Source organism: Kitasatospora sp. NPDC002543 (genome assembly GCF_053594915.1).
The window spans coordinates 22,811-36,947 of record NZ_JBSFWR010000005.1 but is presented as its reverse complement, the minus strand read 5'-3'; the positions used below and the strand labels follow the sequence as shown (position 1 = coordinate 36,947).

General features: G+C 76.2%; 2 protein-coding genes. Both read left to right on the top strand.

All coding sequences use genetic code 11. From position 1 onward, the window contains the following. Positions 1–314: 314 nt before the first annotated feature. On the top strand, positions 315–4,445 hold the full coding sequence (locus tag ACWD4P_RS03860; RefSeq protein WP_449778526.1) for a non-ribosomal peptide synthetase: 4,131 nt from the start codon (positions 315–317) through the stop codon (positions 4,443–4,445). Continuing rightward, positions 4,445–14,014, top strand: coding sequence for an amino acid adenylation domain-containing protein (locus ACWD4P_RS03855; RefSeq protein WP_449778458.1), 9,570 nt, complete (start codon positions 4,445–4,447; stop codon positions 14,012–14,014). The genes ACWD4P_RS03860 and ACWD4P_RS03855 overlap by 1 nt, the downstream gene beginning before the upstream one ends. Positions 14,015–14,137: the final 123 nt, after the last annotated feature.

Here is a 14,137-nt window from a genome sequence, read left to right as displayed (position 1 = left end):
GGCGAACAGGGGAAGAGGCTCCCTCTTGCTCAGGTCGAGTCAGTCATCTTAACTAGGCATCCATGGTCACGAACCCGCCGGGCTTCGTCGCCGCCGACCTCGACAGCACCGCCATGCTCCGCCCCGGTTCGCCTGCCACCGGCAGGACATGACTGACCGCCACCTCGCTGCGGCGCGCCGGTCGAGGCGATCCGGTCCGCACCACCGGGGTCACCGGCCGGCCCCGGCCACGCACCGCCACGCACTGCCACGCACCGCCAGCGCACCGCCACCGGGCCGTTGATCCCCGCAATGGCCCTCCCTCAGGAAAAGGTCTGGCTTTGTCGGAGACGCACCACGCCCACAGCACCACCACCGGCCGGTCCGACACCCCGGCGGACGCCGGGGAGCGGCTCGCGGAGCCGGCACCGGGACAGCAGCGGCTCTGGGTGCTGTCCCAGCTGGACGGCGCCAGTGAGGCGTACAACGAGACCCTGGCCTACACCCTGCGGGGCCCGCTTGACCGCGCGGTGCTCGCCCGCGCGCTGGACGAACTGGTCTCCCGGCACGAGATCCTGCGCACCCGGCTGGTCGCCGCCGGGGACGGGGTCCGGCAGCTGATCAGTCCGCCCGGGCCCGGCTTCGCCCTCACGACGGACGACCTGACCGGGGCCCCGGACGCCGCGGCCCGGGTCGCCGAGATCCAGCGTGCGGAGTGCGACACCCCCTTCGACCTGGGGCGCGGCCCGCTGGCGCGCTGCCGGCTGATCGCCCTGGCCGAGCAGCACCACGTACTGCTGCTGACGCTGCACCACTCGGTCTTCGACGGCTTCTCGATGAACGTGCTGCTGGGCGAGATCGGAACGCTGTACGCGGCCTTCCGGGAGGGGACGGGCTCCCCGCTGCCGCCGCTGTCCCTGCAGTACGCCGACTACGCGCTGCGGCACCGGGAGTGGGCGGCCGGGGACGGACCGGCGGCGCAGGCCGCCCACTGGCGGGAGGTCCTCGCCGGTGCGCCCGCACTGCTCGAACTCCCCACCGACCGGCCCCGCCCGCCGGAGCAGGACTACCGGGGCGGCCGGGTGCCGGTCCGCCTCGACGGGGAGTTCGGCACCGCCCTCAAGACGGCGGCGCGGGAGCAGGGCGGAACCCTGTTCGGCGCCGTACTGGCGGGCTGGTCCGTGGTGCTGTCGCGGCTGACCGGCCGGACCGACATCGTCGTCGGCGTCCCGGTCGCGAACCGCGGCCTCGGCTCCTTCTCCGAACTGATCGGGTTCTTCGTCAACTCCGTGGCCGTACGGGTGGACCTGTCGAACTCGCCGACCGGCTCGTCCCTGCTGAAGCAGGTGCGCGCCGCGGTGCGCACCGCCCTGGAGCACCAGGACCTGCCGTTCGAGCAGGTGGTGGAGGCGGTCAACCCGCCGCGCAGCACCGCCCACACGCCGCTGTTCCAGACCATGGTCGCCTGGCAGCCCTCCCGGAAGGGCGCGCTGGCGCTGCCCGGGATCGACGTCGAGCCGTTCGGCATCCCCTACGCCGGGGCCAAGTTCGACCTGGCGCTGTCGCTGGCCGAGGAGGACGACGGCGGGGTGCTCGGGTACCTGGACTACGCCGAGGCGCTGTTCGACCACCCGACGGCCGAGCGCTACGCGGGCTATCTGCGCCGGGTGCTGGCCCAGTTCGTCGACCGGCCCGACCTGGGCGTGGACGAGCTGGAGCTGATGGACGAGCGGGAGCGCCACCGGGTGGTGTCCGACTGGAGCGGCGCCGACCGGGCCGCGGCGCCCGCTCCCGCCGGTGCCCCCGCCAGGCTGGTCGAGCGCTTCCAGGCCCAGGTCCGGACCCGCCCCGCCGAGCCGGCCCTGGTCTGCGAGGGGGAGCGGCTCGACTACGCCGCGCTGGAACGCCGCGCCAACCGGCTGGCACACTCGCTGATCGCCCGCGGTGTCGGCCCGGACCAGGTGGTCGGCCTGCACTCCGGGCGCTCGACCGCCCTGGTGGTGGGTGTCCTCGGCATCCTCAAGGCGGGCGCCGCCTATCTGCCGCTCGATCCGGGGCAGCCCGTCGAGCGGCTGGCCGCGATGGTCGAGGACGCCGTCCCGGCCCTGGTGCTCAGCGACGCCGACGTCCCGCCCGGGGGCTGGCAGCGCCTGAACGCGGTCGAGGCCGAGGCGGAGCGCGACGACGCGCCGGGGATCACCGTCGGACCGTCGCACCTGGCCTACGTCATCTACACCTCGGGCTCCACCGGCCGCCCCAAGGGCGTGGCGGTGACCCACGGCAGCGTCACCAACCTCCTCGACACCTGGCTGGCACGGTTCGGCGCCTTCCCCGGCGAGGCGGCCTCCGCCTGGTCGAGCATCGGATTCGACGCCTCGGTGCACGAGTTGCTGATGCCGCTCACCACCGGCGCCGTGCTGCACCTGGTCCCCGACGAGCTGCGCGGCGACCCCGGGGAACTGCTGGACTGGATGCGCGCCCACCGCGTCGTGCAGGCCTTCCTGCCGCCGTCCTACGTCAAGTGGATCGACGAGGACCCGGGGGCGCGCCTGGACGGACTGGCGCTGCGCCGGCTGCTGACCGGGGTGGAGCCCCTCCCGGAGACGGCGCTCCACCGCATCGAGCGGGCGCTGCCCGGCCTGCGCGTCTGCTACGGCTACGGGCCCACCGAGGCGACCCTCTACAGCACCGCCTACACCGACCCGCAGCCGCTGGACCGGCCCTGCCCGATCGGCCGCCCCCTGGACAACACCCGCCTCTACCTGCTCGACCGGCGGCTGCGACCGGTGCCGACCGGGGTGACCGGCGAGGTCTACCTCGGCGGGGCGAGCCTGGCCCGGGGCTATCTGCACCGTCCGGACCTGACCGCCGAGCGGTTCGTCGACGACCCCTTCGTGCCCGGCGAACGCCTGTACCGCACCGGCGACCTGGCCCGCTGGCTCCCGGACGGCAACGCCCAGTACCTCGGCCGCGGCGACGACCAGGTCAAACTGCGCGGGTTCCGGATCGAGCCGGGGGAGGTCGAGGCCGCGCTGCTGGACCTGCCCGGCGTGCGGGAGGCGGCGGTGCTCGCCGACCGCGACGCCGCGGGCGAGCTGCGCCTGGTGGCGGGCCTCGGCCGGGGCGACACGGAGCCGCTCCAGGGGCACGAGTGGCGCGCCGCGCTGGCGCGGCGGCTGCCGGACTACATGATCCCCGCGGTCTTCGTCGAGCTGCCGCGGCTGCCGCTCAACCGCAGCGGCAAGCTCGACCGCGCCGCGCTGCTGGAGGCCGCCCGCGCCGCGACCCGCGACCAGGTCAACACGGCGAGCCCGCGCGACCACGTGGAGATGGCCCTGCACACCATCTGGCGGCGGGTGCTGCTCCACCCCGGCATCGGGATATCCGACAACTTCTTCGACCTGGGCGGGACCTCGATATCCGCCATCAAGGTGGCCCGGGCCGTCCGCGAGGAGTTCGGCGAGAGCCTGCCGATCCGCGACATCGTGCAGAACCCGACCATCGAGGCCCTGGCCGGACGGCTCCGGGCGGGGGCGTCGGACGCGCCGGACGGCGACCTGGTCGAGTTCCGCGCGGGGGACGGGCGGCAGCGGGTGGTCTGCGTCCACCCGGCCGGCGGCACGGCGTTCTGCTACCTGCCGCTGGCCTCGGCACTGCCCGACCGGGTCGGCGTCCTCGGAGTGCAGTCGCCCGGGATCGGCCCCGGGCAGACACCGCTGCCCACCGTCGAGGCCATGGCCGAGCACTACCTGTCCCTGGTCGACCCCCGGCCGGAGGAGACGCTGGTGCTGTGCGGGCTCTCCTACGGCGGCCTGGTCGCCCACGAGATGGGGCTCCGACTGGCCCGGGCCGGGCACACCCGGTTCAGCGTGGTGCTGCTCGACACCCACGGAACCGAGGACGCGGAGCAGCTCGCGTCGATCGGGCCGGTGGAGATGGCCGAGTTCCGCGACAAGCTCGTCAGGTTCAACGGGATGTACCCGGGGATCGAGGACGAGCAGATCGAACGGTACTTCCGGATCTACAACCACAACCGGATGACCGCCCGCGACTACCGGGCGCCGTCCTCGCCGGCCCGGCTGGTCCTGGTCGAGGCCGCCGGGGACGTAACCGCGGACGGCACCGCGGACGGCCCCGGGAACGGCGCCGCGGACGGTGCCGCGGAGGCGTCCGGGGAACAACGGCAGCAGCGGGAGCAGGAGGCGCGGCAGGCGCGGGAGGTGCGCGCGTTCTGGCAACGGCGGGCCGGCGGGGGCTTCCTGGCCGAGCCGGTCGCGGGCGGCCACTGGGACCTGCTGGAGAGCGGGGCGGTGCCCCGGATCGCCGAGCTGATCGAGGCGGAGCTGGACCGGTTCCCGGTTCCGCCGTCGTCCCCGGCCACGACCCCGTCCGTGCCGCCGCCCGCGCCCGCGCCCGTACCCGGACAGTCGTCCGCCGCGTCCGCCGCTCCCGCCGTGGAGGCCTGATGCGTGCCGAGAGCGCCGCGCCCCTCACGCCCTCGTCCACCGGCCTGGCCCGGGCCGTGCACGAGCAGGCCCTGCGCACCCCCCGTGCCGACGCGCTGGTCGACGGCGACGTCCGGCTGGACTACACCGGCCTGGTCGACGCCGCCGCCGCGGTGGCCCACGGGCTGCGCCTGGCCGGCGTGCGGCCCGGCCAGGCGGTGGCGGTCTGCCTGCCGCGCTCCTGGCAGCTGGTCTGCGTGATGCTCGGCGTCCTGCGGCTCGGCGCCCAGGTCGTCCCGCTGGACGCGCAGAGCCCGGCGCGGCGCCGGGACCACATCCTGGCCGACTCGGGCAGCGTGGCGCTGGTCCACGGCGGGACGGCGCCCGACGGCCTGCCGGACCGGGTGCGCCCGCTGGAGGCGGCGGAGCTGCTCGCGGCCGGACCGGGCGACCGGGAGGCCGTCCCCACCGGGGCACCGGTCTCCTTCGTCTTCTACACCTCGGGCACGACGGGCCGCCCCAAGGGCGTCGAGGTGCGGGACGCCGGCATCCTGCGGCTGGCGGAGCCGGGGTACATCCGGATCGAGGAGGGGGCCCGCTACTCCTGCCTGTCCAATCCGGCGTTCGACGCCCTCAGCTTCGAGGTCTGGGTGCCGCTGCTGACCGGCGGCTGCTGCGTCGTCCTCGGCGACGAGGCCGTCCAGACACCGCACCGGCTGGCCGCCGCCCTGCTGCGGGAGCGCATCGACACGACCTTCGTCACGGTGGCCCTGTTCAACGCGGTGGTGGACACGGAGCCGTCCTGCTTCGCCGGGGTCGGACAGCTGCTCGTCGGCGGCGAGCAGCTCAACGCGCGGGCGATCCGCCGCTGGTACCGGCACAACGCGGCGGCCCCCACCCTGCTGCACAACGTGTACGGCCCCACCGAGGCCACCACCTTCGCGCTGTGCCACCCCATCCCGCGTGACTTCGACGGCGACCTGGTCCCGATCGGACGGGCGCTGCCGCGGACCGGGGCCGTCCTGGTCGCCCCGGACGGCGACCGGGCCGCGGCGCCCGGCGAGGTGGCCGAACTCCACCTGGCCGGTGCCGCCCTCGCGGCCGGGTACCGCAACCTGCCCGAGGAGACCCGGCGCCGCTTCGTCAGGCTGCCCTGGTACGACGGCGGCCGCACGATCCACTACCGCACCGGCGACCTGGTGCGCGCCGACGCCGACGGCCCGATCGAGTACGTCGGGCGCGCCGACCGCCAGGTGAAGGTCCGGGGCTTCCGGATCGAACCCGGCGAGCTGGAGCGGCAGATCCTCGCGCATCCGGCGGTGCGGCAGGCGTACGTCTGCACCCGCCGGGCCGGGGAGCACGGCCCGAACGAGCTGCTGGCGTACGTGGTGCTCGGCGAGGAGGTCCCGTTCGAGGAGTTCGACCGCCATCTGGCGGCCCGGCTGCCCGGCTACATGAGGCCGCACCACATCCACCTCGTGGACGAGCTCCCGCTGAACGCCAACGGCAAGGTCGACCGGGACGCCCTGCTGCGCCGGGAGCACCGGCCCTGGCGCGGTGCGGACGGCGGCCGCCCAGCCGCCACGGCCACCACCGCCCGCCAGCGCGAGGTGCTGGACCTGGCGGCCGAGGTGCTCGGGGTGGCGGACCCGCGGCTGGAGGACCGCTGGATCGCCGTCGGCGGCGACTCGCTCAAGGCCCTGCGGCTGCGCTTCGAGGTGCGCCGGCGCTGGGGCCGCGAACTGTCCCAGGCGTCCGTGCTGGCCGGGGACCTGGCCGGGATCGCCCGGGCCGTGGCGGAGGGTGGGTCCGCCGCCGAGTCGCCCTACCCGGTGCCGGCCGCTCCCACCCGGGCGCGCTCGGCGGCCGCCACCAGCGAGCAGCAGCGCCTGTGGCTGCTGCAGCAGCGGGCGCCGCGCTCCCGGTCCTACGCGGTGGAGCTGGCCTTCCGGCTGGACGGCACGGTCGACGCCGAGGCGCTGCGCGGCTCGCTGCGGGCGCTGGTGCGGCGGCACGCGGCCCTGCGCACCGCCTTCGAGGCCGCGCCCGAGGGGCTGCGCCAGCTGGTCGGGGACCCGTACGACCCGTGGGTCGAGCCCGGCCCGGCGGCCGGGGACGCCCCGCAGCCCGTCGACTCCGAGGGGGGCGCGGGCGGCGCCGAGGACGACGCGCGCGCCAAGGCGAACCGTTTCTTCGCCGTACCGTTCGACCTGTCCAGCCCCCGGATGCTGCGCGCCCGCTGGCTGCCGCAGGACGGCGGCGGGGTGCTGCTGCTCCACCTCCACCACATCGCGGTGGACGGGTGGTCCCTCAACGTCCTGCTGGACGACCTGTCCACCGGCTACCGGCACGCGCACGACGGCACCGCCGAGCCCTCGCCGCACACGGACACCGCCCCGGCGCCCACCCCGCTGGACTTCGCCGCCTGGCAGAGCGACTGGTTCGCCGACCCCGCCTACCTGGCCCAGCGCTCCGAACTGCGGGCCCACTACGCCCGGACGGACGAGGCGCAGGACCACGACCCGGCGGCCCGGGCCGAGGCGCGGCCCGGCCCCCGGGCCCACCTGCTGGCCACCTCGCTGGACGTTGTGCGGCGTGCCGCCGTCGACCGGCTCTGCGCCGAACTGGGCATGACCCGCTTCGAGTTGCTGCTCGGCGTCTTCACCTGGAGCCTCTACGGGGTGACCGGCGGAACCAGGCCGCGGATCGCCGCCCCGGTGGCCAACCGGCCGGTCCAGGAGTTCGAGCGCAGCGTCGGCATGTTCGCCAACACCGTGCTGCTGCCGCAGGCCGTCGCGCCCCGCGAGGCGCTGCGCGGCCAGCTGCTGCGGCTGGTCGCCGACGCCCGTCAGGTGATGGAACGTCAGGATGTCGCGCTGGCCGATGTCCTGGCCGACCGGGACACCGCCGGCGGCGAGACCCCGTTCGACTACCTGTTCGTCCTGGAGAACACCGACTTCGGCGCGCTGGCCCTGCCCGGCTGCGCCTCCCGTCCGCTCTGGTGGGCCCCGGCCGAGGCCAAGTGCCCGATGACGCTGTCCGTGGTCGAGCACGGCGGCGGCCTCGACTGCCTGTGGGAGTACGCCGAGGACCGCTTCGACGCCGCCGAGGTGACGGCCGCGGCGGGCCTGTTCCGGCGGGGACTGGACCTGCTCGCCGAGGGCGGGACGGCGACCCCGGCCGAGCTCGTGGCACCGTACCGCCGCGGACTGCCGGAACCCGGCCGGGGCGCCTCGACGGCGCCGGCCTGGACGACGGTGGCCGAGGGCTTCGCCCGGCAGGTCGCGCGCACCCCCGACGCTCCCGCCCTGGTGTCCGACGGCCGGACCGTGAGCTACGCCGAACTCGACGCCCACGCGGCGGCGTTCGCGGCCGAGCTGCGGGCCGCCCATCCGCTGCCGGAGCGGGCCGACAGCCCGTGCCGCGTCGCACTGCACCTGCGGCCGTCGGTCGAGCACGTGGTGGCGCTGCTGGCGCTGGCCCGGCTCAACGTGACCGCCGTGCCGCTGGACCCGTCCTACCCGCCGGCCCTGCGCCGGCAGGTGCTGGACCAGGCGGAGCCGCTGTGCGTGCTGCTCCCGCCGGGCGGAGACCCGGAGTTCGACGCCGTCGACCCGGGCCGCGTCGCACGCCACCCGGTGGTGCTGGCACCCGGGGCCCCGGTGGCCGCGCCCGCCGCACTCGTCGTGCCCGCCGCGCCCCCCGCCCCGGCGCACGGCGGCGCCCGGCCGCTCTACACCCTGTTCACCTCCGGCTCCACCGGCGTCCCCAAGGGCGTGCAGGTGTCCGACCGCACCCTGTGCAACCTGCTGCAGTGGCAGGCGGATTCGGGCGGACTGGCGGCCCCCGCGGCCACCCAGCAGTTCTCCATGCTCTCCTTCGACGTGTCCTTCCAGGAGGTCTTCGGGACGCTGTGCGGCGGCGGCCGCCTGCACCTGGTCCGGCCCGACTGGCGGCAGGACGCCCCCGCGCTGCTGGAGCAGCTGGAGACGGCCGGGGTGGAGCGCGTCTTCATGCCCTACGTGGCACTCCAGCTCCTCGCCGAGCACGGTGTCCAGCTGGGCCGCTACCCCTCGCGGCTGCGCGAGGTGGTCACCGCCGGTGAGCAACTGGTGTGCACCGAGGCGATCCGCCGCTGGTTCGCGGGCCTGCCGGGCGCACGGCTGTACAACCACTACGGCCCGACCGAGACGCACGTGGTGAGCAGCCTCCGCCTGGACGGCGACCCGGCCCGCTGGCCCGAACGCCCCGCCATCGGCCGGCCGGTGGACAACGCGGTGCTCACCGTGGTCGACGAGGCCGACCAGCCCGTACCCCCCGGCCGCGCCGGCGCCCTGCTGATCGGCGGCGCGATGGCGGCGCGCTGCTACCTGGGGGACCCTGCGCTCGACGAGGCGCGCTTCGTCGAACTGCCCGGCCTCGGCCTGTGCTACCGCAGCGGCGACCGGGCCCGGTTCGACCGGCAGGGCCTGCTGCACTACCTCGGCCGGGACGACGACCAGATCAAGCTGAGCGGACACCGGTTGGAGCTGGGGCAGGTCGAGGCGGCCCTGCTGCGCCACCCGGACGTCGTCAACGCCGTGGTGGTCCGCGACGGCGAGGAACTGGTGGCCTGCCTGCAGTGCCGCGAGGAGGCGCCCACGGTCGAGGACCTCACCGCGCACCTGGCGCCGATGCTGCCGGGCCACGTCCGGATCGCCCGGTTCCGGGTGGTGGGGGAGCTGCCCAGGATGCCCAGCGGCAAGCTGGACCGCCGGGGCGCGCTGCGCTCCGCCGGGCGGGAACTGCGCCGGCCCACGGCCCGGGGCACCGCCCTGTCGGCGCGCGAGGCCCGGCTGACCGAGGTGTTCGAGGCCGTCACCGGCCTGGCGATCGACCCGGCGCAGACCTTCTTCCAGGCCGGCGCCTCCAGCCTGGGCCTGATGCGCTTCCAGCTCCGCTGCTCCGCCGAACCGGGCCTGCGCTTCACCGTCGCCGACCTGTTCGAGCACGTCACCGTACGGGCGCTGGCTGCCTTCCTGGACCGGGCGGGCGCACCGTCGGCCGTCGGTGCGCCGGCGGTCGGTGCGCCGTCCGTCGGTGCGGTGCCGACCGCCGGGGACGGCCCGATCGCGGTCGACGAGCCGATCGCGGTCGTCGGCATGGCGGTCCGGCTCCCCGGCGCCTCCGACCTCTCCGCGTTCTGGCGGATGGTCACCGCGGGCGGCACCGGGATCGAGCACTTCGACGCCGCCGACGGCCTGGTCGGGGCACGCAGCCAGCTGGACGGCCCGCTGGACTTCGACCCGGACCACTTCGGCATCAGCCGGCAGGAGGCCCGGCTGATGGACCCCCAGCAGCGGCACCTGCTGATGAGCTGTGTCGAGGCGCTGGCACACGCCGGGATCGCCGACCCGTCGGGTGCGCGCGTCGGCCTGGTCGCCGGAGCCGGTGAGAACACCTACTTCCAGTCCATGCTCCGCGAGGCCGACCCCGAGCGCCTGCCCGACGGCTTCCAGCTGGCCCTGCACCACGACAAGGACTTCCTCGCCACCAAGGCGGCCTACCACCTCGGGCTGACCGGCCCCGCCTTCACCACCCAGGCGGCCTGCGCCAGTTCGCTGGTGGCCGTCCACGTCGCCGCCGGGCTGCTGCGCCAGGGCGACGCCGAGGTGATGCTGGCCGGCGGCGTCCTGGTCGACCCGACGCTGACCGGCGGGTACCGCTACCAGCCGCAGCACATCTTCTCCGTGGACGGCCTCTGCCGCCCCTTCAGCGACGACGCGAGCGGCACTATCGGCGCGAGCGGCGTCGGCACGGTGGTGCTCAAGCCGCTGCGGCTGGCCCGCCGCGACGGCGACACCGTGTACGCCCTGATCACCGGTTCGGCGCTGAACAACGACGGCTCCGACAAGCTGAGTTACAGCGCTCCCTCGCTCGCCGGGCAGCGCGAGGTGATCCGCGCCGCCCTGCGCCGCAGCGGTCGCGGCGGCGCCGACCTCGGCTACGTCGAGGCCCACGGCACCGGCACCCGGCTCGGCGACCCGGTCGAGGTCGGCGCCCTGCGCCAGGCCTTCGACCTGGACCGCTCCGGCCACTGCGCGCTGACCTCGGTCAAGAGCCAGATCGGACACCTGGGCGCGGCGGCCGGCGTGGTCGGGCTGGTCCGGGCCGCGCTCGCGGTCCACCACGGCGTGATCCCGCCCAACGTCGGCTTCCGCGCCCTCAATCCGCGGCTCGGCCCCGACCCCGCGCCGTTCTACATCCCCACCGAGGCCCGGCCCTGGCCCGCGGACCGGGCCAGGATCGCGGCGGTGAGCAGCTTCGGGATCGGCGGCACCAACGCCCACGCGGTGCTGGAGGCCGACCGCCCGGCCCCGGCGGCGCCGGGCGGAGCGGCCCCGACGGCGGCCGACGCGACGCCGGACCCCTCCGTGCCGCCCTGCCTGCTGCTCTCCAGCAGCAGCGAGGCGGGCCTGCGCGCCGACGCCGCCCGGATCGCCGACTACCTGGAGGCCCGGCCCACCGCCTATCCGCAGGTGCTGCGCCACCTCCAGGCGGGCCGTCCCGCCCGGCGGTACCGGCTGGCAGCGGTCTGCCCCGACGCGGCCGCCGCCGTGGCCCGGCTGCGGGCGGTGGGGCCGGTCACGGACGCGGGAGCGGAGGAGGCCCGCACCGGGGCACCGGTCCCGGGCAACGGCCGTACGGCCGAGGAGACGGCCGCGGCCTGGCTGTCCGGCGAGCGGATCGACTGGCCCGCCGGTCCGGCCCAGGCACCGTGGGACTTCCCGCCGCCCGCCTTCGCGTTGGCGGAGTTCGACTTCCCCCGCGCCACGGCGGCCCCGGCCCCGGCTCAGACCGCGGTTCACGTTCCTGCCCAGGCCCAGGCCCAGGCCCCGGCCGGGCCGGTTGCCGCCGACGTCCCGCGGCGCCTTCCGGAGGACGCCTGGCTGCACCAGCCGCACTGGGCACGGCTGCGCCGCGCCGGCTCGGCGGTCGGCGTGCGCGGCTCCCGGCTGCTGGTGCTGCTCACGGACGGACCGGCGCACCCGGAGGTGGTCCGCGCCGTCGAGGCCGCGTACGCCCGGGTGGTGCGGGTCCGCGCCGCCGAGGCGTTCGCCCGGCGGGGCGAGGACCTCTACGAGGTCGACCCGGCCGACCCTTCCTCGCTCGGCCGGCTCCTCGACGCCCTGGCGGGTACGGGCGCGGGCGAGGACGGCATCGACTGGTTGCACGCGCTGCCGCTGGGGATCGACGGCCCGGTCGGCCGGGACAGCCTGGACCGGGCCCGCTGGGCCTGCCTGGACACGCCGGCCGCACTGCTGCGGGCCGTGGCCGAGGCCGAGCCCGCCGGGTCGCTCCGTCTGACGCCGTGGTGGCTCTCGTACCGGGCACGGCCGGTGGACGGCCCGGTGGGGCGGCCGGAGGCGGGCCTGCTGGCCGGCCCGGTCGAGGTGGCACCCCAGGAGGGCGCCGCCGCGGGCCACTGGGTCGACCTCCCCGACGCGGACCCCGCCCACTGGGCCGTACCGCTGGCGGCGCTGCTGGCCGAGGCCGCCACCGCGCCGGACCGGGCCGCACTTCCGCGCCGGCTGGCCCTCCGGCGGGGCCACTGGTGGGAACAGGTCGCGCTGCCGGTGGCCCCGGCCGGTCCGTCCCCGGTCGGGCTGCCGGACGGCGGCGTGCACCTGGTCCTGGGCGGCACCGGCGGGATCGGCCGCAGCATCGCCGCCTGGCTGCTGGAGAACGGCTGCGCCCGGGTCCTGCTGCTGGCCAGGAACCCCCGGCTGCCGGAGGAGTTGACGGCCTGGGCCGACCGGGTCGAGCTGGTCGAGGCCGATCTCGCCGAGACGGCGCCCGAGGAGGTCCTGGCCCGGATCGACCGTCTCACCGACCGTGTCGACGGGGTGATCCACGCCGCCGGGGTGGCGAGCGGCGGCCTGATCGCCCGGCGGGACGCCGGGGCGATGGCGCGCGCGTCCGCCGCCAAGCTGCGGGGCGCCCTGCTGGTCGAGCGGCTGATCGAGCGCCACCGGCCGTCGGTGGCGGTCTACTGCTCGTCGATGGCCGCGGAGCTCGGCGGGGTCGGCCAGCTGGACTACGCGGCCGCCAACAGCCTGCTCGACGGGTTCGCCCAGTACCGGGCCGACGACGCCGAGACCACGGTCCGGCTCGGTGTGAACTGGGACGTGTGGAGCGAGGCCGGGATGGCGCTGCGCGCGCCGCTGGCCGACTCCCGTCACCGGGCGCACCTGTCGGTCGGGCTGACGGTGGCCGAGGGCACGCGGGTGTTCGCGCGGGCGATGGGACTGCGGCTGCCGCAGGTGCTGGTCTCCACCACCGACCTCCGGGAGTCCCGCGCGTTCTACGCGGCGCCCGAGGCCCCGGCCCTGGTGCCGACCGCTCCTGCCGCTCCTCCCGCGTCCACGGCGCCCGTCGCGTCGGTGCCCACCGTGTCGGTGCCCACCGCCTCGGTGTCCACCGCCTCGGTGTCCGCCGGAGACCCGACGGCGGCCGACGCGGTGGGCGGGGACGCGGCCGTCCTGCTCCGCGACTGGCTGTGCGACTGGCTGGACCTCGACCACCTCGACCCCGACGCCCCGCTCTACGACCTGGGCGTCGACTCGCTGACCCTGCTCGACCTGATCGGCGTGGTGAAACGTCACTTCGACGTCGAGCTGGAGCTGTCACGGCTCAGCCACCGGGTCTGCCTCACCGAGATCCTGGCCCGCCTGTCCGAGGCGGCACCCGGCCGGGCCGTCGTCACCGAGGGCGTCGTCCCGGAGACCTGGCAGCACGGCACCGGGGACGACGTGCTCTGCCTGGTGCACCCGGTCGGCGGCGACATCCAGGCCTACCGGTCCCTGGTGTCGGCGCTGGACCCCCGGCTGACCGTCTGCCTGATCGCCGACCCCGCGCTGGAACGGCCCGGGACCGCCGACTGGACGCTGGCCGAGCGGGCACACCGCTACGCCGCCGCCCTGCGCGCCCGCTTCCCGGACGACACCCGGCGGCTGCACCTGGCCGGCTGGTCCTTCGGGGCCTGGGCGGTGATGGGGATGGCCGCGCAGGCGGAGGCGATCGGGCGGCCGGTCCACGGCGTCCACCTGATCGATCCGCCGCCGCCCGGGGCCGGCGAGCTCTACCGGGACCACGACGACGCCCGGCTCCAGGCGGTGTTCGCGCACGAGCTCGGGCAGGGCGGAGCGGCGGCCGCCGGTCCCGAGGCGCAGGGCTACGCCGAACGCCTGGTCCGGTGCTGCCGGGCCAACCTGCGGAGCATGGCCGGGTACCGGATGCCGCTGCTCAGCGCCACGCCCAGTCGAATCTGGCTGGCCGAACGGCCGGTGGAAGGGCTGCCGGCACCGGTGCCACCGGAGCGGCAGCGGGAGCTGTGGCGCCCGCACCTCCCGGAACCCAGCACCTGGCACCGGCTCGACACGACGCACTACGGCATCGTCCGCCCGCCCCACGCGCACGCGGTGGCGGCCGCGATCAACGCGGCGGTGACCGACGCGGCGGTGACCGACGCGGCAGTGACCGACCCGGCGGTCACGGACCCGGCGTCGGACGACACGGCCAGGGGCCGCGGCGGCCGCCCCGGGGCGTGACCCCGGCGCGGCCCCGGCCCGCACCGGACGCCCCGTCCTCCGGTGCCGCCACCACCGGCGTCACCACCACCGTCGCTACCACCACCGGCGTCACCACCACGTCCGACCTCCGCCCCCGCCCGA